The 20152-nt window shown below is 65.0% G+C and carries 22 protein-coding genes; 6 read left to right on the top strand and 16 right to left on the bottom strand.

The genetic code is table 11. The annotated features are described in order from the left end of the window. The first annotated feature begins 80 nt into the window (after window positions 1–80). On the top strand, window positions 81–215 hold the full coding sequence (locus M0R88_RS18700) for a DUF7128 family protein (protein ID WP_255457510.1): 135 nt from the start codon (window positions 81–83) through the stop codon (window positions 213–215). Window positions 216–541: 326 nt separating this feature from the next. Further along, window positions 542–1009: a GNAT family N-acetyltransferase gene (locus M0R88_RS18630; RefSeq protein WP_248654913.1), complete on the top strand. Its 468-nt coding sequence runs from the start codon at window positions 542–544 to the stop codon at window positions 1007–1009. A gap of 45 nt (window positions 1010–1054) precedes the next feature. Here the strand turns inward: M0R88_RS18630 and M0R88_RS18625 are convergent, their stop codons facing one another. Both M0R88_RS18625 and M0R88_RS18620 read right to left on the bottom strand, forming a co-directional pair. After that, window positions 1055–1300: a DUF7508 domain-containing protein gene (locus M0R88_RS18625; RefSeq protein ID WP_248654912.1), complete on the bottom strand. Its 246-nt coding sequence runs from the start codon at window positions 1298–1300 to the stop codon at window positions 1055–1057. Between the two features lie 2 nt (window positions 1301–1302). Next, window positions 1303–1731 carry a DUF5796 family protein gene (locus tag M0R88_RS18620; protein WP_248654911.1) on the bottom strand — a complete coding sequence of 143 codons (429 nt, stop codon included), beginning with the start codon at window positions 1729–1731 and terminating at the stop codon, window positions 1303–1305. A gap of 102 nt (window positions 1732–1833) precedes the next feature. Here M0R88_RS18620 and M0R88_RS18615 point away from each other — a divergent pair, with 102 nt between their 5' ends. Together M0R88_RS18615 and M0R88_RS18610 are read left to right on the top strand one after the other, a co-directional pair. Then, window positions 1834–2718, top strand: coding sequence for a shikimate kinase (locus M0R88_RS18615; RefSeq protein ID WP_248654910.1), 885 nt, complete (start codon window positions 1834–1836; stop codon window positions 2716–2718). Beyond that, window positions 2676–2981, top strand: coding sequence for a chorismate mutase (locus M0R88_RS18610; protein ID WP_368408846.1), 306 nt, complete (start codon window positions 2676–2678; stop codon window positions 2979–2981). Before M0R88_RS18615 ends, M0R88_RS18610 begins: the two co-directional genes overlap by 43 nt. 26 nt (window positions 2982–3007) lie before the next feature. On the opposite strand, the gene M0R88_RS18605 is transcribed toward M0R88_RS18610, so the two are convergent. The 5 genes from M0R88_RS18605 to M0R88_RS18585 form a co-directional block, all read right to left on the bottom strand. After that, window positions 3008–3661 (bottom strand): hypothetical protein, encoded by a 654-nt coding sequence (locus M0R88_RS18605; RefSeq protein ID WP_248654909.1) that lies wholly within the window; start codon window positions 3659–3661, stop codon window positions 3008–3010. A 261-nt stretch (window positions 3662–3922) separates the two neighbouring features. Next, on the bottom strand, window positions 3923–6352 hold the full coding sequence (locus M0R88_RS18600; protein WP_248654908.1) for a DUF2309 domain-containing protein: 2430 nt from the start codon (window positions 6350–6352) through the stop codon (window positions 3923–3925). Beyond that, entirely contained in the window at window positions 6342–7826 is a 1485-nt protein-coding gene (locus M0R88_RS18595; RefSeq protein ID WP_248654907.1) for a proton-conducting transporter transmembrane domain-containing protein, read from the bottom strand. The genes M0R88_RS18600 and M0R88_RS18595 overlap by 11 nt, the downstream gene beginning before the upstream one ends. A 220-nt stretch (window positions 7827–8046) precedes the next feature. Further along, window positions 8047–8727, bottom strand: coding sequence for a carbonic anhydrase (locus tag M0R88_RS18590; protein WP_248654906.1), 681 nt, complete (start codon window positions 8725–8727; stop codon window positions 8047–8049). A gap of 280 nt (window positions 8728–9007) precedes the next feature. After that, on the bottom strand, window positions 9008–9490 hold the full coding sequence (locus M0R88_RS18585) for an Lrp/AsnC family transcriptional regulator (RefSeq protein WP_248654905.1): 483 nt from the start codon (window positions 9488–9490) through the stop codon (window positions 9008–9010). 425 nt (window positions 9491–9915) lie between these two features. Between M0R88_RS18585 and M0R88_RS18580 the strand changes: the two genes are divergently transcribed. Further along, window positions 9916–11307 (top strand): cupredoxin domain-containing protein, encoded by a 1392-nt coding sequence (locus M0R88_RS18580; protein WP_248654904.1) that lies wholly within the window; start codon window positions 9916–9918, stop codon window positions 11305–11307. A 53-nt stretch (window positions 11308–11360) separates the two neighbouring features. Here M0R88_RS18580 and M0R88_RS18575 read toward each other — a convergent pair whose 3' ends face one another. From M0R88_RS18575 to M0R88_RS18560, 4 genes are all read right to left on the bottom strand, one after another. Beyond that, window positions 11361–11813, bottom strand: coding sequence for a hypothetical protein (locus M0R88_RS18575; protein WP_248654903.1), 453 nt, complete (start codon window positions 11811–11813; stop codon window positions 11361–11363). Between the two features lie 67 nt (window positions 11814–11880). Further along, window positions 11881–12888 (bottom strand): formate/nitrite transporter family protein, encoded by a 1008-nt coding sequence (locus tag M0R88_RS18570; protein WP_248654902.1) that lies wholly within the window; start codon window positions 12886–12888, stop codon window positions 11881–11883. 98 nt (window positions 12889–12986) lie between these two features. Continuing rightward, entirely contained in the window at window positions 12987–13667 is a 681-nt protein-coding gene (locus M0R88_RS18565) for a carbonic anhydrase (protein ID WP_248654901.1), read from the bottom strand. A gap of 119 nt (window positions 13668–13786) precedes the next feature. Further along, window positions 13787–14206: a transcriptional regulator gene (locus M0R88_RS18560; RefSeq protein ID WP_248654900.1), complete on the bottom strand. Its 420-nt coding sequence runs from the start codon at window positions 14204–14206 to the stop codon at window positions 13787–13789. Window positions 14207–14366: 160 nt separating this feature from the next. Between M0R88_RS18560 and M0R88_RS18555 the strand changes: the two genes are divergently transcribed. After that, entirely contained in the window at window positions 14367–14549 is a 183-nt protein-coding gene (locus M0R88_RS18555; protein WP_248654899.1) for an AN1-type zinc finger domain-containing protein, read from the top strand. A 69-nt stretch (window positions 14550–14618) separates the two neighbouring features. Here M0R88_RS18555 and surE read toward each other — a convergent pair whose 3' ends face one another. The 5 genes from surE to M0R88_RS18530 all read right to left on the bottom strand — a co-directional run bounded on the left by surE (window position 14619) and on the right by M0R88_RS18530 (window position 20149). Next, window positions 14619–15428 carry a 5'/3'-nucleotidase SurE gene (surE, locus tag M0R88_RS18550; RefSeq protein WP_248654898.1) on the bottom strand — a complete coding sequence of 270 codons (810 nt, stop codon included), beginning with the start codon at window positions 15426–15428 and terminating at the stop codon, window positions 14619–14621. Window positions 15429–15499: 71 nt separating this feature from the next. Further along, window positions 15500–16759, bottom strand: a complete 1260-nt coding sequence (locus M0R88_RS18545; RefSeq protein ID WP_248654897.1) for a serpin family protein — start codon at window positions 16757–16759, stop codon at window positions 15500–15502. Between the two features lie 171 nt (window positions 16760–16930). Next, a complete protein-coding gene (locus M0R88_RS18540; protein WP_368409400.1) occupies window positions 16931–17638 on the bottom strand; it encodes a hypothetical protein in 708 nt (235 codons plus the stop codon). Between the two features lie 123 nt (window positions 17639–17761). After that, complete coding sequence (locus M0R88_RS18535; RefSeq protein WP_248654895.1) at window positions 17762–19123, bottom strand: LLM class flavin-dependent oxidoreductase; 1362 nt, start codon at window positions 19121–19123, stop codon at window positions 17762–17764. A gap of 99 nt (window positions 19124–19222) precedes the next feature. Then, complete coding sequence (locus tag M0R88_RS18530) at window positions 19223–20149, bottom strand: DMT family transporter (RefSeq protein ID WP_248654894.1); 927 nt, start codon at window positions 20147–20149, stop codon at window positions 19223–19225. Between the last annotated feature and the right edge of the window lie 3 nt (window positions 20150–20152).

Genomic DNA, 20152 nt, shown 5'->3' with positions numbered 1-20152 from the left:
GTCGGTGGGGCAGGAACGGCGTCCGGCGACGGAACCGGTCCGGGGCAAACGATTTACTTTCGACCGGCGTATTCTCGAACATGGTCGTCACAACGGAGCGCGACGAGATGACGTGGTACAAGTGCGAGGGCTGTGGGATGATGTTCGACGACGAGGAGGACGCCAAGCAACACGAGGCGAACTGCGACCACGAGGACCCCTCGTACATCCAGTAGTCCGGCGTCTCGGCTTCGGGACGGTCGAGGAGTGGAGAGCGTTCGTGGTGGCGTCGAAAGTAGTCTCGCGGTGGAGTTACGAGCCGTCGGCGGTGGGGTCGGAAGTGGTGGAGTTACGAGTCGTCGGCGGTGGGGTCGGAAGTGGTGGAGTTGCGAGTCGTCGTCGGCGGGGTCGGCAGCTTTGCGTGGTCCGCGTCGGTCCCGAACCGAAGGTAATCTAGGCGGAGAGAAGCCATCTCGCGTTTTAGCGGGCCGCGCGTACAGCGGTCTGTTAGGCCTCCGCATACCTGACGTAGTTTAAAGAGCCAGCACCGGGGAGTCGTCGTATGGAACTCGTCGAAGCCACCCTCGACGACCTCGATGCGCTCGTCGACCGCTGGTACGCCCTCGCAAAAGCGATGGAGGAGTACTCCGACCTGAACGAACTCGTCTACACGGACGTCGACGAGGTTTCGGACGAGGGCTTCCACGCTCTCCTCGACGACGAGGACACTACCTGTTATCTCGTCGTCGTGGCCGACGAGACGATCGGCTATCTCACAGTCCGCGAGGGCCACCACCCGTCCCGCCAGTACTCGCGGTACCTCCGCATCGTCGACCTCGCCATCGACGAAGACCACCGGGGTCGGGGCCACGGCACGGAGGTCGTCGAGCGCGTGAAAGAGTTGGCTCGCGAGCGGGAGTGCGACCACCTCAAGGTCTCCTGCGAGTGGCACAACGAGGACGCGCGCCGGTTCTACCGCGACACGGGTTTCCGAGCGAAACAGGTCGACTACGCGCAACCGTTAGAATGAGGGTCGAACGCCGCTCGCGGGAGGCTCGAGCCGCGCCGTCCGGCCCTACAGCCCGGCGCGCTCGCGGTGTTCGGCGGCCAGTTCGCGCGCCTCGGCCTTCGTCTGACAGGTCTCCCAGCGCACCTCGTCGCCCGAGCCGTACGCCAACGCGTCCTTGAGTTCGTCCCGGAGGACGCCCCACCCGACCTCCAGCACCTCGCCGTCCTCGCCGAGTTCGTAGACGCCGTACTGCTCGGGTGCGGAGCCGACCGTCGGGCGGTTAAGCGTCCGCCAGCGTTTCGGGAGCGGCATCGCTACTCCTCGTTGACCAGTTCGTAGGAGCGCTCGCCGAGTTCGTCCTCCTCGAAGACGAACACGCGGCCGCGCGCCGTCTCGGGGTCGGCCTCGACCTCGATGGCGTAGCCGTCCACGCGCACCGTGACGCCGGGGAACAGCTCCTCTTCCTCGTCTTTGCCGAGCATCACCCGACCCACGCCGGTCGATTCGAGGATGTCGTCGTGGGTGTTGCGGTCGTTGACGTACGTCAGCACGCCCTCGGTCTCGGTCGGGTCCGTCACGAGAATCTGGACGAGTTTGCCGGGTTGGGTCCGGAGCGTGCCCGACTCCTTCGTCGGGACGCCCCGATAGAAGGCCTCCCGGCCGTCGGTGTACTCCACGACGATGCCGTCCTCGGTCAACTCGACGCCGAGGGTGTCGGGGGCCACGTCGTTGCGTGCGCTCATGCTCGGATTTTCGTTGGGGTTCGGGAAAAGAGGTGTGTTTCCGTAATCGCCCCGATTGCACCAACCACCAGCGTCATTACGTACCGCGAGAGAGTCCCGAGCATGGACGGCCGAGCATCCGCACCCGCGGCGGGCACGATACTCAACGCCCTCGCCTGCGGGAAGGGGTCGGCGTTCGCCATCGACGCCGAGACGACCGCGACCGTCGAGTTGGACTCCTCGGGGTCGTTCGACGCCGAAGTCGCCGACGCGCCCGACGCCGACACGACGCTGATAGAGCGGTGCGTCGAGTTGGCGGTCGCCGAGTACGCCGCGGAGGCCGGCGAGCGAGGCGGCGACCCGGCCGAACTCTCGGGCGGTTACGTCCGCACCGAGAGCGAGGTCCCGATGGCGGCCGGCCTGAAGAGTTCCAGCGCGGCCGCGAACGCCACCGTGTTGGCCGCGCTCGACGCGCTCGGAGTCGCCGAGGAGGTCTCCCACGAGGAGGCCTGCCGACTCGGCGTGGACGCCGCCCGCGACGCCGGCGTGACCGTCACCGGCGCGTTCGACGACGCGAGCGCGAGTATGCTCGGCGGTGCGACCGTCACCGACAACCGGCGCGACGAACTGCTGGCCCGCGAACCGGTCGAGTGGGACGTGGCGGTGTGGACGCCCCCCGAACAGGCCTACAGCGCGGACGCCGACGTGGACCGCTGCCGGCGCGTCGCGCCGGTCGCCGAACTCGTCGCGGACCTCGCGCTCGACGGTCGATACGGCGAGGCGATGACGGTCAACGGCTTCGCGTTCGCGGCGGCGCTCGGATTCTCGGCCGACCCGATGTTGGACGCGCTTCCCGACGCAGACGGCGTCTCGCTGTCGGGCACCGGTCCGAGTTTCGTCGCGGTCGGCGAGCGCGCGGTTGTCGAACAGGTACGCGAACACTGGAGCGAACGAGAGGGTACGACATGGCTGACGACGACACAGAACGACGGCGCCCGGACGAGATGAACCTCGCGGAACTCCGCGAGGAGATAGAGAGCATCGACCAGGAAATCGTGGAACTCATCGCCCGACGGACCTACGTGGCCGAGACTGTCGCGCAGGTCAAGGCCGAGCGAGAGATGCCCACGACTGACGAGGACCAAGAACAACGCGTGATGGACCGCGCGGGCGAGAACGCCGAGCAGTTCGACGTGGACGCGAACTTGGTGAAGGCGATTTTCAGGCTGTTGATAGAACTGAACAAAGTTGAACAACGAGAGAAGAGGTAATTTACTGACGTCTAATAGAGTGACCGCTAATAGCTGAACTCGTGGATGAGTAGCTCATCGTCACCAGCTTGTTCACAAAGGATAGCAATAGCGTCGATTATGCGGAGTTGGCAGGCGTCCGGGTAAGAGCCAACATCCCGTACGATTTCCGCGTAGAAGGCGTCCGTCTTGGGGAGTATCGGTCGTAGTTCCTCGGCAAGTTCTGAGAGTTCGCTCCCGTAGAGAAACCCTGTTAGGTCGGTTTCGAACAGGTACTCAGTTTCACGGACTTCGATACGATAGGTCGCGTCGTCCGCTCTTCCGACGAGTTTACGCCAGAGTTCAGCCCCATACTCGGAATGTTCCCCTATAAATTCGGGAACCCGTTCGTAGAGAATACGTCCGTCTTCACGGGTGAGAAGCGATAATTTACACCCCTGATGCGGAGCAGTCAGGCCGTATAATGTTGGCGTCCATCCGAGTACATCCGCGAACTCGTCGAAGGAATTGCACGTGGGCGGCGGCGAAAATCCATCAACCAACGCGAGTGCGTCGCCTAAACTCTCTCTGGCCTCTCGTACCGTCGGAGGCGTCTCCTCTCCCGTCGCTTCCACAACGGAACTCAGTTCTTCGTAATCACGCTCAAAATGTCCATAGAGTTCGTGGTGGTCGATTAGCCTAAATGTGCCGCCATATCCCATGACTCATCGTTGTGCAAGGCCCCTGATAACAATTGAGTTTGGTTTCTACATTCGTCGCTCGTTTATACACGGGAGCGTCTGAACGCCTGTTCCGCTTGCTTTCAGAGGTATTGGGAAGTGTTCGTGGTCTATTTCCATAAGAATCCATTATGGATTTCAGCTACCGGAACAAGGTCGAGCAGCGCGAGACGCGGTAGCCGAAACTCGACTTCGTGGGGACCACGACCCTTGTGGGTCTGTCTCGATTTGTTCGTGTCCGACTTAATCAGCCGCACTTCCCGAACCCGTCTGTACGGGTAGCTCGACGGAGGACCGCTCCGACTGAATCGGCTCCCATTCCAGGCTCTCCTCATAGTGGAGCGGTGCGTTATCCTGTTCGGGATCGAGCACTGTCAGTTGTATCCAGCCGTTGTCGAGGAGCTGTAAGAGCTGGTCGTGCTGGCGGAGAATCTCAGTAACCTGCTCGACGGGTGCGTGAATCACCGCCGTCAAACGCAACGGCTGATGGTGTGGCTGGTCGGCGTCGGCGTAGAGCGACTGGAGCGGGAGGCCGGTCATCAGGTCGCCGCCGTTGCCCTGGAACACACCGACGTTGCCGACCGGATTCTGCGTCACTTTCGAGCCGCTTCCGTAGACGGCGTTATCGACCGTGGCGAAGTAGTACTGGTTGTTGATCCACTGCGTGACCACGAGCGGCCCGGTCATGATGGCCTCCAGTGCCTCACCTTCCGAATCGGTACGCCAGTCGTAGGAGTGGAGGAACGTGCGACCGCCGAGGTCTTCGTCCTCCGTCAACTCGCGTGGACCGATAACGAACGAGGCGTTGCCGGCCAGCCCCCATTCGGGGCGCGTCTCTGCCCAGTCGGCGGCCCGACGCTGCGTTTCGCGAACGCTATCGGCAGTCTCGTCCGCCATCGATTCCGTCCGCTCCGCCGTCGCGCGAGACTGCGCCTGCGTGAGGTCCTCGCGCAACTGCACGAGGTCTTCCCGGTGACTCTCGGGCACCTCGCTGTCGAACAGGGTGATCTCGTCGGTCGTCGTGTTGTGTTCGGCGGCGAGGAACACGGTGTCGGCGGGGATGTCGAACCCGCGCTCGCGCAGTTCGTCCTTGACGGTTTCGTCGTTACAGATGGCCGCGAGGGCGCGAGCGTTCGGGCCGCCAGGGTTGCCGGCACAGGCGCCACAGTCCAGGCTCGAATCGAACGGGTTGTTCGTCGTCTGGCTAGCGTGGCCGGTGAACACGACGAGTCGGGCGAACTCCTCCCAGCCCATCAGCTCGAAGGCGGTCTGGGCGTACTCGACTTTCTCCTCCAACGAGAGCCCTTCTCGGAGGGAATGGACGGCGTCCGGGTTGTAATCGACCGATAGCTCACAGGACTCGTGCTCGTCAGGCGCGTGGTCGGTGTCGTGAAGTGCGTCGTAGATGCGAGCCGGCAGAAGCGTACGAGCCGCGAGTGCAGCGCCGTACCCCGGTCCGGCGTTCTCGACGAAGCTGAACGCCGTCGCTGTGTTGGACTTGAGCGCCTTGAGTGCCTTCTTCCCCGCATCAAAAACGCCCTGCCAGCGGTCGTAGCGGTCGTGTTTCGCATCCGCTCCGCTGGTAGGCCGATCAGTGATGCGGTGCTGGGCGTCGACGATCGGCGGACAGGCATCGACGGGCACGTCTGCGTCGTACGCCTGATAACGCATCGGGATGCCGAAGAAACCCGCGTAGCCGTGGGTTTCGTACGGGCCGGCTGCCTCGACGTGGCGACGGATAATCTCCGAGCGCGTGTCGATGCAGAAGACGAGCTGCGCGGCTGGACGAGCGGGCTCGTCCGCCGTAGTGGTCTCCGGGTCGGGTTGTGAGACCGACTCCAACAGCCAGTCACGGTGACTCTCCTCCCACGCGGTCAGCCAGACCTCCGGGAGCGGAACATCGTCGTTCTCGACCGATTCGGTCGCGTGTTCGTCCGGCTGGATAGAGGCATCGAGGAAATCCGCGAGGAGCAGACGGACCGCGAGATACTCGGTCAGCGAGATGGGATAGTTCGACTGCCACGGGTCGGCGTCGTCGCTGGCCCGCTGTTTGATGAAGCCGGTCCAGCCGGGGAGCGCGGCGAGTTGCTGCTCGAAGATCGCCTCCCACTCCCCCTGCGGATACTCCGCCAGGACGTCTTCCAGTGCCGCTATTGGAGTTTCCGGGAGGTCGGACGGACTGTCACAGGAGGGGATATCGCCATCGTAGGGAGCCACCTCGCGCCAGGCCGCATAGAACCCCGCTTCGCGGTCGGGCATCGGCCACTTGGCGTTCCCCTGGTCGAGGAAGGCGGCGAGCCACTTCGAGAGGACGCGATCGACCTCCTCCGTGCTGGAACCGGTCTCGGAGGGGGCGGCGGATTCGGTCGTCTCCATCTGGTCCAGCAACGTCTCCGGGTCTTCGTCGAAGCCGTGGGATTCCAATTGGGTGGTCAGCACCTCCGGGTCGATCTGGCCGTTCTTCCAGGCCTGCCTGAAGACGGAGGGATGTGGATACCCTCTCCCGCCGAACAGCCGTTCGGCCTCGGCGACCGCCTCGTGGAACGGCTGATCTTCGAAGCCAGACAGCGGATTGGCCGTGACGAACGAGTGTAGCGGCCAGACCGAACCGACGTTCTCGGCTGCGCGTTCGATACTGTTCGCGAAGTGGATTTCCTTGTCTTCAAGCGTCATCGTAGTCCTCCTTCGAGGTCAGTACGGTTTCCGGGGCCGGCTGCGAGAGGTTCAACAACGCGACGTAGAGGCGCTTGCTGGACCGGTGCCAGCCGAGTTCCACCGCGAGATACGAGCCGACGAAGAGGGCTCCGATGGCGAGGTGGACGACCGTCAGTTCGGTCGGCGCGTGGGTCATCGGAACGTCGGCTAGCAGTGCGGCGACGGTGTTGAACAGGAACCCGTAGACGGCGATGGGTACGACGACGATGAGCGGGAGACCGACGAGTTCGAACCTCGAGGGGAGCTGTGACCGCTTGAGCACGTCGCGGGTCGCGTGCAGTGTCGTCAGTACCACCACGAGCACCAGGAACGCGCCGGAATCTAGTTTCGCCCCTTTACCGGTGATTGCGACGAAGAGCGCGCCACCGACGAGTGCGGCGCCCAGACTGACGACGAGACCCCGTAGCCCCAAGTCGGTACGAACGGTTCCCGTCGGAGCTGTTTGTTCGACAGTGGCGCCGGAGGAGAGGAACAGGTACGCCTTGTAGAAGCCGTGCAGGACGAGGTGGGTGATGGCGGCGGCGAAGAACCCGAGTCCACACTGAAGGATCATGAAGCCCATTTGGGCGACGGTGGAAGCTCCGAGCTTCCGCTTGGTGTCAGGCCGGACGAGCAATAGCGCCTGTCCGAGCAGGGCACTAGTCGCGCCGACGACGACGAGCAGCGACATAGCGAACGAGACGTCGGCGAAAACCGGCGCAAAGCGAGTCAGCAGGATGCCGCCAGCGTTGACGAACCCGGCGTGCATCAGGGCCGAGGCCGGGGTCGGTGCAGTCATCGACGACAGCAGCCAGTTGTGAAACGGGAACAGCGCCGACTGAACCATCGCTGTGAGGAAGAGCCCCCCGATAGCGAGCCAAGCGAACTCGGAGGGGAGGCTCCCGGTCTGAGCGATGATACCGGAGAGAGAGCTTGTTCCCGTCGCCCAAGCGAGGAGTGCGAGGGTTCCAACGAGCAAGCCGCTGCTCGCGACGAAGTAGCGGCGGGCGAGCGAGCCAGCGACCCGCGCTTGCTCCCAGCCGCGAACGTGTCCGATGAGGGACGCCATCGCCAGCCCCATTCCCAGCCACGCCGCGGCGAACAGCACGACGTGATCGGCCGCGGCCATGACCATGACCACGAGCGTGAAAGCGAACATCCGACCGAAGAACCGGTCGATTCGGGCGTCACCGGCCATGTAGCGGCGAGAGTAGGAGTGGACGATACCGCTGAAGAACGTGACGACGGCCCAGACGACCGTCGTCAGCCCGTCTACGACGACGTAGCCCGAGAGGTACCACTCGTAGCCATCCCAGACTGAAACCGCTATCGTCGTCAGGCTGAGCAAAAAGAGTGCCCAGACCCCCGCCGTCGTCGCTCGCGACACCACCGAGGATGACGGCGTCGTCTCTGGGAGCTGTACCGAGCCGTTCGAGTGTGATTGTCCAGTCATCGTTCGGGTGCTACCTGCCAGCACAGATTGTCAGGCCTCCGGAGCCTGGAGCCACCGCAATCAGGCTGGCCAGTCCTATGCAGTTGTACGAACAGACTGGTTATTATAACCTTCGACTTTACCATATCGTTCTGAATATAGGGCTGAGGTAACAGGATGTTCAATAATGATGGATGTCTAGAGCGGGGGATTTCGTTTCCGGCGACGCCGGGGAGTGCAATTAGCTTCTGACGCTAGCCACGGCTACGTCGCGTCCCTCGGGAACACGCGACCGGAGGGTCTCGACGTCTCGCTCGCCGTTCAGACTGACGAGGTAGGGCGTGTCAGGAAATCCTCCGTAGACCCCGTCGTCGTCGTGGACGTATCCCGCGATTGTCGCCGTGACCGATTCGCTCTGGACGAGAAACTCGACCTGCCGCGTGACGATATATTCGACGAGGCGAGCGAGAAGCGTCTCCTGGGGACAGTCGGTTTCGACGTGGCCCGACTCGATCGCCTCACGCACAACCGAGACCAGGGGTTCGACTCGAGCTTCGACGCCCGCCGGCACAGTCTGGTCAGTGGCGACGTACTCGTCGTACGCGTCTGCAACGACGTCGCAGTCGGAGTGGCCGACGACGAGTATCGTCTCTAACTCGTGTCTGTGCGTGAGATGAGCGATATCCGGTGTGAGTACACGGTTGTCTTCGACGGATTTCCAGGGTTGGCTGGCGAGTCGGCTAACGTTGGAAACCGCACCAATCGGGTCGAGCGGCCACAGCTGTCTCGATGTTTGCTGTGCCATCGGACACGTAACGACGAGACCGACAACTGCTCCACCGCCCGATTCGCGGTCGCTATCGGTTGGTTCGAGGGAGCGTCCCTCTCTGTCGAGGAACTCCAAGAGCGTGTCGTTCGTCATGGATTTGCTTCCAAACCCGAGCGGCTGTCCGTACCTGTCGCGTTGGAACAGGATGGATATAACTCCTTCCGAATGGAACAATCCGACACTGACAACGGTGATATCGAACAAAACGTTCGGTTAGTCGGCATCGACTCCTCCCTCGCGAGTGAACGTCGGGCAACACGGAGGGACGATTATTGCTGGAGACGGTCGACCCGATTGTGGCAATCGTCCGTCGGGCTGGCGCTCAGGACGTGAAACGCGTACTCCAGTAGTTCCGAGACGAACTCGCGGAAGTCTACTCGTCTCGCTGGTTCGGCGGCGAGGTGAGGTCGTCGAAGGGTGTCGTCTCGTGACTGCGGACGAGCACTTCGTCGGCGACAGTCAGACCCATCTCGAGGAGTTCCTGCGCGACCGGCGTGATATCGTCGTCGGTTTCACCGACAGCAGTCACGAGCAAGTTCTTCTCGCCGGTGACCAGCTCTTGGACGGAAACGACTCCCGGAATCTCGAGAATGTCGTCGATGAGCTCACCCCGTTCCGGAATCGGTGCCGTACAGAACAGGAGCATCCGAAGTGGGTATCCCGATTTCTGATAGTCCACGTCGGCGCTGTAGCCCTTGATGACACCCTCAGACTCCAGGCGCTGGATGCGCTTTCGGACTGTACTCGACGACGCTTCGGTACGGTCGGCAATCTCGGAGGACGAGAGGTTTCGAGCCTCCTCCTGTAGTGCGTAGAGGATTTCTCGGTCGATATCGTCGAGTTCGTACTCGGTCATACTTCCTGCTTGCTCTCGGCGATATAAGGAGCTTCGGCTGCTGTGACACCGTCTCCAATCGCCGACGTTGCCGGACGAGTCGGTAGACGGTCGGTGGCCGTGACGACTCGTTTTTCGGCAGCACCGACTGCGACGGGTTCTCCACGTGCCGAGGCCCGTCCGATGCTCGCCGGTGGACTCACGCCCTCGTACACTGTACCGTCTTCCGTTCGAACCCCGGAGGCAACGATGTGAGAACCGTCGAAAGAGCCCGTGCCCACCGCGGCGTTCGATTGCTTGCTACCGAGCGAAAAATACGTCGTGCAAGTCGCTCACCCGCGTCCGGCGGACTCCTTCGACGACAGCCGACAGATACCATGTTAATATATAACAATGGCCACAATGGGTTTGTGAGGGGCAATAGAATCTGTCGCAGAGGGGTATTCATGGACCGTCGGACATTCCTCGGATTGGGGGGAACGACTGCGTTCGGCGCGCTGGGCGGTAACTACTTCCCGGACGTTCCCGTGGAGTTTCGTCAAGCGGACGACGGCCAAACAGGGGTGGACCTCCGGGTGCAGCAAGAACCGGGGAAGACCGTCAACTGGGTCCTCCCCGGCAAGCGCCAAATCAGCGAGTACGTGTTCGGTACGCCCGACTATCCGATCAACACGGGCCGACACTGGGTCAACGTGGCCGAGGGGCCGGTGGCCGACCTGCTTCGGGAACAGACCTACCAAGTGGGACTACCGTTGGACAAGCGCCGAACCAACGCCGACGAGAGTGCGTACACCGTTACGACGTTCAACTCGGCGTTCAGCGATTCGGCCCGGACGGTCGACGGGCGACTCGACCTGACGTACAAGGACCGCCGGCCCTACGACATCCCGGCGGGTAGCCCAACCGAGACGCCCGACGACGTGGACCTCGACGCCCGGTTCACCGACCCGGCGGGCAACCAGTATCGACTCGAAATCAAACAGGTGTTTCAGCCGCCGATTCCGCCGTGGAACACGGGCGGCGGCGTCGTTACCGGGTCGTGGCTCCACGGCGTCACCGGCACCGGTACGCCCCTGATGCCGACCCAATTTGCGTACGGTGCGTGTTGGGGAGTCGGGAACGTCATCGTCAACGGCGAAGTGGTCAACCGACGCCAAGTCGTCCACTTCATGACCACCCAGATGATTCGGAAAGCCGGTAACTATGCGCTGGCAATCGACGAGGAACTTCCACTGTCGCCCGACGAGGCGTATCTCGGCAACCTCCACCACACGCACGTCCTCGTCCCGCCGATCAAAGTCACGCAACGCGGCCCGGAACCCGAACCGGTTCACACGGCCTTCGAGTTGCCGACCGGTCGGCCACAGCCGTTCCTCCACGTGATGTGGGACGAGGAGACCATCGAGGGAGCGACGGTCGCGGTGTCGCCCGACTTCCCGGACGCGGCGACGACCACCCAGGCCGCCGAGACCACGACAGCCACGACTACGCAGGCCGGGACGACGCAGGCCGTCGCCCCGGACGCGGACTTCGTCCTCGGCGGGCGAGTCGACGGCTGGCGGGGCATCTCCCCCGATTCTATCGACGGCGAAACGAACCCGACGTTGAATCTGCAACCCGGAACGGAGTACACGCTCGTCTGGAAGAACCTCGACGGTGGGCCGCATAACTTCGCCATCGTCGGCGAACAGGGCAGTACACTCCTCAGTACGGAGGTTATCTCCGAACAGGGCGCGACCCAGACCGTGGAGTTTACCGCTGAATCGGCGATGGCCGAGTATCTTTGCGAGGTCCACCCGATATCGATGCGCGGCGACATCGCGTTCCCCTCCGGGTGAGGAACGCGGGAGCAACGCGAGGGTCGATATGGATACTCCTATCGACACCTCGTCTACCGATTCGCCTCGGGAGGCGTCCCGACGAGTCCCTCGGCGCGCGTCCGTACGCAGTCGCGGAGTCGCTTCCCCGACCCGGTAAAGACCAGCGCCCCCGCGAGTCCGACCGACAGACTTCGGAGACAGACCTCTCGCCACGGTCCGAGCGCGCCACCGGAGAACAGACCACTGCCGAGGGCCAGTAACGGGTGAAGCGCCTGTTCGGCGACGAAGTATCCGCCGCTCGCCGAGAGCGAGGGACGGAACCCGGCCACCCAGAACAGAGCGACGACGACCGTTCCGACGAGCAGTCCGGCGTCCATCGAGGAGACGGGGAGTACGACCGGGACCGCATCGGCGACGTTCCACCCGAGACCACAGAGCGACGACCCGACGAGAACCCAGACGGAGTGCAGACGAACGAACGAGGAATCTTTCCTCGCTGATTCGGAACCTGAGTCCTGTCGCATCACCGCGTCATCACGCCGAACGAGTCAAGAGTGTTTGGATACCGAACCAGTTCGGTTCCCGGGCGACTCAGTCGTGTTCCGTGCCGGTCTCCTCGCTCTCGTCCGTCAGCCGAATCCCCGGTCTGGGAGTGTCGAACGGGCGGCCGCCCTTCAGACTGAACAGCAACTCGCGCGTCGAGAGGACGCGGATTTCGGGGTAGCGACGGTGTTCGGACTGGGCGTAGCTGACGAGCGCGACCAGCACCACGCCGCCGAACGTATTCCCGAGCAGTACTGGGAGCCAGAACTCGTAGGCGATAGTGAGCAGTCCCGGACCGGGAACGCCGAGGAAGACGAAGAAGAGGGCTTCGGCCCCCGAGGAGACGACGTGAAACAGGCCGACGGTGGGTATCATGTAGAAGACGAGATAGATGATTATCAGTCGGGAAATCGTGTCGCGCGCGCCGGTTCCGAGCCACACCACGCCGGCGACCAGCCACCCCGCGAACACCGCCTTGAAGAACACGTCCCACCAGCCCACTTCGAGGCCGTGCTGGACGAGTCCGACACCCGCCCGCATCGCCTCCGGCGAGAGGACCTGCGTGTTGGCGAGGACGAACGCGCCGATGGCCGCCCCGACGATGTTCGCCGTCAAGACGACGGTCCACATGCGCAACAGGAGCGGGAGGCTGGCGAGTCTGGTCAACACCAACTTGACCGGCGGGAGCGTGTTCTCGGTGTAGAGTTCGTACCGACCGAGGATGATGTAGAGGAACCCGATGGGGTAGAGGACGGTGGCGAGGAAGTGGTTGTTCGGGAAGTTCGCGCTCCCGACCGCGTATCCGATGAAGGTCAGGACGATGGCGAACCCGGCGGTGAGGCCGCTGAAAAACAGCTCCCTGGTGGTGCTGTCTATCGCCTCTTCGGCCGACGCTAGGAGTCGCTGGTGAATCTCCTCCCACGCGAACCGGTCGCCCAGCGCCCACCCGGCGGCCGGGGCACCGGACGCCGCTCGGTCGCTTCTCCGAACTCTGGGCGTCGATTCCTCGTCTTCCTCGGCTTCTTCGCTCACGGTGGTCCCTTTCGGCGTATCCATTCTTCCGAGCGGACATGGGACTTGTGGCGACGGACCCGTCGCCCGGTGGTCGTGCGCCCCTCGCGACCCTCACGAACCGAGCGCCACTCGGGTCGCTCTCAGTACGTCCAGAGTCGCGCTATCCGGTCGCCGATGTCCGGATACTCCTCGCGCAGGGCGTCCGGGTCGGTCTCGCCGTCTACGTTGACGACGTGGACCTCGCCGCGACGCTCGCCGTACACGTCTTGGAAGTCGTAGACGACGCCGATGACGTCGGTGGCGTCGGGAATCTCGTCGCTCTCCAGGAGGAACTCGACCTGCCGGTCGACGTTGTACTCCACGAGCCGATTGATGGCCTCGGTCCGGTCCACGCCCTCGGGGAGCGCCTCGACGCCCGCTTGGAGGCGAGGCTTCAGCAGGCCGAGGCAGTGGTCGATGCCCGGCGGCTCCGCGAGGCCGTGGGTCAGCGCGTCGTAGGTCGCCGTGACGGCCCCACAGCCGGTGTGGCCCACCACGACCACGGTGTCGGTGCCGGTGTGCGCCACCGGGTAGAGAACGTCACCCGAGACGGCCTCGCCCGCTTCGGTCCGCTGGACGACTCGATTGCCGATGTTGCTACAGGTGAACACCCGGCCCGGTTCGTCGTTTCCCCACATCTCGTCCTGCAGGACCCGCGAGTCCGAGCAACAGACGGTGACGACCGCCGGGTGCTGTGAGTCCTGTACGTCGCCGAACCGCGACCGGAACTCCTGGGCGTGTTCGGCGTTGCGCTCCAGCAACTCCACGAACGTCTGGTGCATGGTCGACTGAACTCCCTCCGGGAAAATCACTCCTCGGTTTCCAGTCGTCCGCGGACGAGCGTCTCCGAATCACGTTCTCGATGTGGGACTCGGTCACGCGGCCGCCGCTCTCGTCCCGTTCACCGCTGCTCGGGTTGGACCGAGCGGCGGGGGGTCGCGGCCGAGTCCGGCGACGACTCGTGGTAGAACGAGAGGAGTTCCTCCAAGAGTACCGCGTCGCGGTCCGCGGGGTCGTAATGGTGGTCGATGAAGTCCTCGGCGTCTTGGACGTTCCCACGGAGCGCGTGCTTCCGGATGAAGAGTACCGATTCGAGGAAGGAGAGGCCCTCCTCCTCGGAGGGACCCGCGTCGCGGATGAGCGCGTCTTCCAACTCCTCGAAGTCGAGCGTCTCCGGCTCGAAGTCGGGGTCCAACTGCGCGAGGACGTACTCCGAGCAGAAGCGGTGGAACTCCGACTTGCTCTCGACGACGCCGTCCTCGACGAGCGCTTCGATTTCCTCGACGACGGGTTCGGGAAATCGGACGGTACTCTTGACCATGTGCGTCTCTTCTCGAGACTGTTAAATAAAGTTTGCTAACGTCTGACTCGGGTCGGCGGCGAGTGACGTATCGCCCCGTCGAAGCCCGCGCGCGTCTCGGTTTTCCGACGCTACGCGGACGAATCGAACCCTCCCATACTTCCTTGGTGTTTGGTTGTGTATGTCTCCCATGGACACTTGCAATCAGTGCGGCGAGAAATTAGTCAGCGCGCGTGGCTGTTCGTACTGCGAGGGGACGTTCTGCCCGCACCACCAACTCCCCGAGAAGCACGACTGTCCCGGCATCGAACACCTGAGCAAGACCGGCGACCGCTTCGACAGCGGGTTCGACGGGTCGCCGTAGGTGCGAACGCGAATCAGCCGTGGGGGAACTCGGCTCCGTCCGCCGTCCGCTTCGAATCCTCTCCAGAACTCAGAACTGCTCGGCGAGGTCGTCCAGCGCGTCGTGGCGCTCGGTCGTGTGCGGAGCGGTCAGCGGCGAGACGCTTATCTTCCCCTCGAAGACCGCCCGGCGGTCGGTGCCCTCCGGGTCCGAGAGCGTGTCGCCCTCCAGTTGTCCCCACGTCTGGTCGTGGAGCGTCACCACGCCGTCCTCCTCGGTCGCGTCCATGTCGTAGACGTGCGAGGGCCGAGTGACTTCCATCGGGGTTCGCACCCCGCCGTCCGCCCCGCCGCGGTCGCCGACCGCGCCGGCGTCTCTCGGCAGGGGTCCGTTGACGTTCAGATACTCCGCCTGCTCGAAGACTCCGGCGTCGGGCGCGCGCTCCACGAGGTAGCGGACCGCCTCGGCGACCTCGGCGTACTCCTCGACGGTCGTGTCGCGGGGCCACTCGCTCTGGGGGATGTGGAGCGACGCCGCGATAGCGGGGACGCCGAAGAACGCCGCTTCGACTGCGGCGCTGACGGTGCCCGAGCGTCCGAGGACGTACGCGCCGATGTTCGCGCCCTTGTTACAGCCCGAGACTACGATGTCGGGGTACGGCCCGAGTTCCGCGAGTCCCGCGACCACGCAGTCGGAGGGCGTCCCGCCGACGGCGTAGCCGAGTTCGTGTTCCTCGACGGGGACCTCGTACGTCATCGCCCGGCCGACCGCGCTCTGGTCGTCGGCGGGCGCGACCGTCGTGACGTTGCCGACCTCCGAGAGGGCGTCGTAGAGCGCGCGGATGCCGGGGCTGTCTATCCCGTCGTCGTTCGTCAGCAGTATCTCGCGGGAATCGGTCATGTTGGTGTGGTTGCGCGGGCCGGTCAAAAGTCCTACTGCTCGCCGCGCACCGCCGCTTCCCGCTTCGCCGGTCAGTTCGCCGCCGCGGCGTCCGCGACCCGACCGAGGAACAGCACCGTCCCGGTCGGACGGTGACGAATCACGAACAGGAACGGCCGGTCCGCGACGAACGTCGCGGGGTTCCGGGGGGCGCCCAGCGCCTCGGCCTCCACGCCGGTCGCCGCCGCGGCCTCGGTTCCCCGCTCGTCCACTCGGACGTAGGCCTCGTGCATCACCGACCTGAGTTTCGGCGATTCGCTGGCGTCGTCGTCGTCGGCCATCCCGTCGAAGTTCGCCTCGCGGGTGAACGCGGTGGGCATCCCCATCGTCGCCAACCGCTCGGCGAGGTCGAGGTCCGACCGGAACTCGAACCGGGGGAGTCGGACCTCGACCTCCCGCGCCTCGGTCGCGTCGAGCAGTTCCGTGAGGCGGTCGGCGTCGAGGTGCCGCTCGAACTCGCGGAACTGCTCCCGTCCGCGCGGCGGCATGAAGAGGGCCATGTCGGTGTTTCCGCCGGCGTAGGGGAGTTCGAGGACCTTCACGCCGTCCACCTCGGTGAAGGGAAACCGCTCCTGTTGGTACATCGTCGGCACTTCGTCGGTCGTCCCGTCGAGCGCTGTGAAGGGCTTCGGCCCGGTGGTCTCCTCGTCGAAGGTGTCGGCCCAGTTCGCCCGGAAGGAGACCGCGTTGGCGAGGACGAGCCGTGTTTGCTGGTCGATGACTCCCTCCGGGAACAGTTCGGGGACCTTCTCGCGGGTCCGGTCGGCGATCCACTCGTTGATGGCCCGCCGCGCTTCGTCCGGATTCCCCGCGAAATCCACCCGGCCGAGACCCGCGCCGTAGTGCTGTTCCAGCCTCCGCAGGAACTCCTCGCGGAAGGGGTAGCCCTCCTGCCCCCAGAGTGCGTTCGCGCCGACGAGTCGGAGGGGGACGCCGTCGCCGCGCTGCTCGGCCCCGTCGTCGCCATCGCTCTCGTCGCTATCGCCAGCGGTAGTCGCCGACTCGGACGAGTCCGAGTCGGCGAGCGGCAGGGCCGAGCGCAGGGCGGCCACCGTCGGGTGTAACTCGTCGCCGGTCGGGTGGAACCGCATGGTCTCGGCCATCTCGGTCCGGGTCTCGCCGCGCGCCCCGGCGTAGGTCATCGCCAGCGCGACGCCGACGCTGTACGGCGAGACGAACCGGTTCCGGTCGGGCGACTCGTCGGCGAGGCGGTCGAGGAGCGCGAGGCCGAAGTCCGCGTTCCCGGCGACGTAGCTGTCGGCCGGTGCGTTCACGTCTTCCGGAACGTTCATCGCGGGAACACTTCCCGGTTTCGGGGCGGTCCCCGGTGCCGAGACACCCGGCGACACCGGGGCACTCAATCCGGCGAGCGAGGAGAGCAACTGGCGGCGGTCCACGTCCGACCGGAGGACCGTCGGGAACGAAAACCTTGCCGAGACCGAAAGTCGCGTTTCACCGTCGGTTCAGAACCGAACGTACACCATCACGAAGATTATCGCCAACTGGAGCACGCCCTGAATCCCGCTCAGCTTGGCGTTCCGCATCCCGATGGCACCGATGAGTTCCTCGTCGGGGTTCGCGCTGGTCATCTCGCGATACATCCGGAGTTCGCCCGGCAGGAGCACGCCGAAGCCCTGAATCGACAGGAGGACGACGATGCCGAGCGCGGCCGCGATCTCGGGCGAGGTCATGGCGAACTCCGGGAGGGTCCGGAACAACCACGCCGCGTGGACGACCGCGAGGAGGCCGAACGCCGCGAGCGTCCGCCGGTCGGTCAGCGCGTCGAACTGCCGCGCCATCAGCAGGACGACCGGGAGCGCGATGGCGGTACTCATCAGCGCTATCCACGGGCCGGCGTGGGGGAACTTGCCCAACTCCTGGGCCAGCGTGATGCCGCCGAAGACGGTCACGAGCGCGAGCGACGGCATCAGGAACGTCGTCTTCGGGGTGAGCCGCCGGAACACCGACGCCTTCTCGGACTCGTCCAGTCCGCCGATGACCGGCCCGAGGACCAGTCCCAGAAAGAGGTCGATGCCGGTCCACAGGACGCCCGCCATGACGTGGACGTAGGTCAGGTGCCGGAGCGGGCCGACCGTGACGCCGTAGGCCAGCGCGACCAGCGGCACCGCGACGACGCCCGCCGCGAACGCCGGGTTCGCCCGGTTCGCCATACCGCCGACGAAACTTCGTGACGTGGTTGCCATACTCTAACAGTGGCGGCGCACGCTCCGATGTTAAAAACTTTGGTTATTTCATCTAAACCACCGTTTCGTGAGAAGGGGGAGCGCCCGACCTCAGTTCCACGCCGGGTGGTCCGCTGCCAGTCGCGTCCGGCCTTCCTCCTCGAACAGGTTCTCGCGCAACGTCTCGCCCTCGTACTCGTCGCGGACCAGTCCGCGCTCGCGCAGTTCCGGCACCACCATGTCCACGAAGTCCCGGAGGGTGCCCGGCCGGACGACCTCCTTGACGTTGAATCCGTCCACGCCGACCTCCTCGTACCAGTACTGGAGTTCGTCGGCGACCTGCTCCGGACTCCCGACGACGACCGGCGACGTGGACCCCAATCCCGCGAACTCCGCGACTTCGCCGACCGTCCAGTCCCGGTCGGGGTCGTTCTGCGTGAAGGCGTTGACCGCGCCCTGAATCGCGTCGGTCTCGATGTGCTCGACCTTCTGGTCGGGGTCCAGTTCGGAGAAGTCGATGTCGGTGAAACCGGCAAGTAGTGCCAGAGTCGCCTCGTAATCGACGTTCTCGGCGTAGGTCTCGTACTTCTCGCGGGCGACGTCCTCGGTCTCGCCGACGACCGGGACGATGCCGGGGAAGAAGCGGAGTTCGTCGGGGTCGCGGCCGCGCGCCTCGGCGCGCTCGCGGAGGTCGGCCACGTAGTCCCGGACGCCCTCCTCGGTGGGTTGGCTGACGAAGACCGCCTCGGCGTTGTTCGCCGCGAAGTCCCGTCCGCGGTCCGAGGACCCGGCCTGATACAGTACGGGCGTCCGCTGGGGCGAGGGTTCGCAACTGTGGGCGTCGGGGACCGAGAAGTACTCGCCCTCGAAGTCGATGTCCGAGACTTTCTCCGGGTCGGTGTAGACGCCCGACTCGCGGTCCCGGACCACGGCGTCGTCCTCCCAACTCTCCTCCCAGAGGCGGTGGCAGACGTCCATGAACTCGTCGGCCCGGTCGTATCTGGTCTGGCGGTCCATCCGCTCGTCTAGCCCCAGATTCCGTGCCGCGCTCTCCAGATAGGAGGTGACGATGTTGAACGCGACGCGGCCGTCGGTCACGTGGTCCAGCGTCGAGAGTTCGCGGGCCAACTGGTAGGGGTGGACGTAGGTCGTCGAGCGCGTCACGGCGAACCCCAGATTGTCGGTGACGGTCGCCATCGCGGGAACGAGCGCCTGCGGGTCGTTCGCGGGCGTCTGGACCGCGTTCTCGATTGCAGTGTCGCTGTCGCCGCCGAACACGTCGTAGATGCCACGCACGTCCGCGAAGAACACTGCGTCGAACCCGCCGCGCTCGGCGGTCCGGGCCACGTCGAGCCAGTACTCGACGTCGGTGTAACGGTGGGACTGGTCGCCCGGCGTCCGCCAGTTGCCGGTCGTGACGTGTTCGACCGAGTTCATCGTGAAGAGGTTGAGGTGGATGTAGTCGCTGCTCATTGCTCTGGAAGTGGGCGTCGCCGCGGGAAAAGACCGGGAAACCGGCGAGACGTGCGGCCGACCTCGGACGGCGACAGGGGGTCGCTCCGGGAGCGCCGGTCAGTCGTCGGCGCGCGCGACGAACCGCCGCGTGTCGCCCGCCAGGTCGGCGATGGCCCGCCGCTTGAGGACGACGAATCCGGCGAACACGAGGACGAAACCGAGGACGGTGAATGCCGTGATAGACTCTCCGAGAACCGCGACGCCGACGACGGTGGCGACGACCGGGACGAGGTAGGCGACCAGCGACGTCTCCAGCGCGCCCCGGACCTCGAGGAGCGTGAAGTAGATGACGAAGGCTATCGCGGTGGCGAAGACCCCGAGGTACGCGACCGCCCCGGCGGCCGCCGGGGTCCGCGGGAGCGCGAACGGTTCGCCGAGACCCGCGCTGACGCCGTGCAGGACGAGCGCGCCGACGAGCATCGACCATCCCGTGAGCGCGGTCCGTTCGAGCGTGGGTCGGGCGCGCTGAATCAGGACGCCCCCGAGCGCGACGCCGGCGACCTGAAGCAGGATGAACAGTCGCCCGATGACGTCGTCGCCGAGCAGGTTCGCGGGGTCGGGCCGGACGATGAGTCCGACGCCGACGAGGCCCAGCGCGATGCCCACCGCACCGCGGGCCGAGACGCGCTCTTCCGGCAACAACGCGAGCGCCCACAGCGATGTCGCGATGGGAACGAGGCTCTGCATGATGGCCGCTACCCCGCTGGGCACGGTCTGCTGGCCGACGAAGAGGAACGCGTTCGCGGCGACCAGGAACAGTCCGCCCGCGAGGACGGCGCTCGCGCTGGCGCGGTCGGTCGGCCAGGGTGCGGTGTCGCGGACGAACGCGTAGCCGAGCAGGAGGACGGCGGCGACGTCGTACCGGAACGCGGCGAACAGCACGGGCGCCAGCGATTCGAGACCGACGGAAATCGCCAGAAACGAGAACCCCCAGAGCACGGCGAGCGAGGCGAACAGTCCGATGGTCGCGGTGCGGTCGTTCACGTT

Source organism: Halorussus gelatinilyticus, from assembly GCF_023238445.1.
GTDB classification, from domain to species: Archaea; Halobacteriota; Halobacteria; order Halobacteriales; family Haladaptataceae; genus Halorussus; species Halorussus gelatinilyticus.
Note: the sequence above shows the minus strand (reverse complement) of the source record. Positions and strands in the feature narration are given on the sequence as shown.

Bases quoted from the DNA above. Each gene is read 5' to 3' on its own strand.
- M0R88_RS18700 (WP_255457510.1), top strand. From the start codon at position 81: ATGGTCGTCACAACGGAGCGCGACGAGATGACGTGGTACAAGTGCGAG.
- M0R88_RS18630 (WP_248654913.1), top strand. From the start codon at position 542: ATGGAACTCGTCGAAGCCACCCTCGACGACCTCGATGCGCTCGTCGAC.
- M0R88_RS18625 (WP_248654912.1), bottom strand. From the start codon at position 1,300: ATGCCGCTCCCGAAACGCTGGCGGACGCTTAACCGCCCGACGGTCGGC.
- M0R88_RS18620 (WP_248654911.1), bottom strand. From the start codon at position 1,731: ATGAGCGCACGCAACGACGTGGCCCCCGACACCCTCGGCGTCGAGTTG.
- M0R88_RS18615 (WP_248654910.1), top strand. From the start codon at position 1,834: ATGGACGGCCGAGCATCCGCACCCGCGGCGGGCACGATACTCAACGCC.
- M0R88_RS18610 (WP_368408846.1), top strand. From the start codon at position 2,676: ATGGCTGACGACGACACAGAACGACGGCGCCCGGACGAGATGAACCTC.
- M0R88_RS18605 (WP_248654909.1), bottom strand. From the start codon at position 3,661: ATGGGATATGGCGGCACATTTAGGCTAATCGACCACCACGAACTCTAT.
- M0R88_RS18600 (WP_248654908.1), bottom strand. From the start codon at position 6,352: ATGACGCTTGAAGACAAGGAAATCCACTTCGCGAACAGTATCGAACGC.
- M0R88_RS18595 (WP_248654907.1), bottom strand. From the start codon at position 7,826: ATGACTGGACAATCACACTCGAACGGCTCGGTACAGCTCCCAGAGACG.
- M0R88_RS18590 (WP_248654906.1), bottom strand. From the start codon at position 8,727: ATGACGAACGACACGCTCTTGGAGTTCCTCGACAGAGAGGGACGCTCC.
- M0R88_RS18585 (WP_248654905.1), bottom strand. From the start codon at position 9,490: ATGACCGAGTACGAACTCGACGATATCGACCGAGAAATCCTCTACGCA.
- M0R88_RS18580 (WP_248654904.1), top strand. From the start codon at position 9,916: ATGGACCGTCGGACATTCCTCGGATTGGGGGGAACGACTGCGTTCGGC.
- M0R88_RS18575 (WP_248654903.1), bottom strand. From the start codon at position 11,813: ATGCGACAGGACTCAGGTTCCGAATCAGCGAGGAAAGATTCCTCGTTC.
- M0R88_RS18570 (WP_248654902.1), bottom strand. From the start codon at position 12,888: ATGGATACGCCGAAAGGGACCACCGTGAGCGAAGAAGCCGAGGAAGAC.
- M0R88_RS18565 (WP_248654901.1), bottom strand. From the start codon at position 13,667: ATGCACCAGACGTTCGTGGAGTTGCTGGAGCGCAACGCCGAACACGCC.
- M0R88_RS18560 (WP_248654900.1), bottom strand. From the start codon at position 14,206: ATGGTCAAGAGTACCGTCCGATTTCCCGAACCCGTCGTCGAGGAAATC.
- M0R88_RS18555 (WP_248654899.1), top strand. From the start codon at position 14,367: ATGTCTCCCATGGACACTTGCAATCAGTGCGGCGAGAAATTAGTCAGC.
- surE (WP_248654898.1), bottom strand. From the start codon at position 15,428: ATGACCGATTCCCGCGAGATACTGCTGACGAACGACGACGGGATAGAC.
- M0R88_RS18545 (WP_248654897.1), bottom strand. From the start codon at position 16,759: ATGAACGTTCCGGAAGACGTGAACGCACCGGCCGACAGCTACGTCGCC.
- M0R88_RS18540 (WP_368409400.1), bottom strand. From the start codon at position 17,638: ATGGCGAACCGGGCGAACCCGGCGTTCGCGGCGGGCGTCGTCGCGGTG.
- M0R88_RS18535 (WP_248654895.1), bottom strand. From the start codon at position 19,123: ATGAGCAGCGACTACATCCACCTCAACCTCTTCACGATGAACTCGGTC.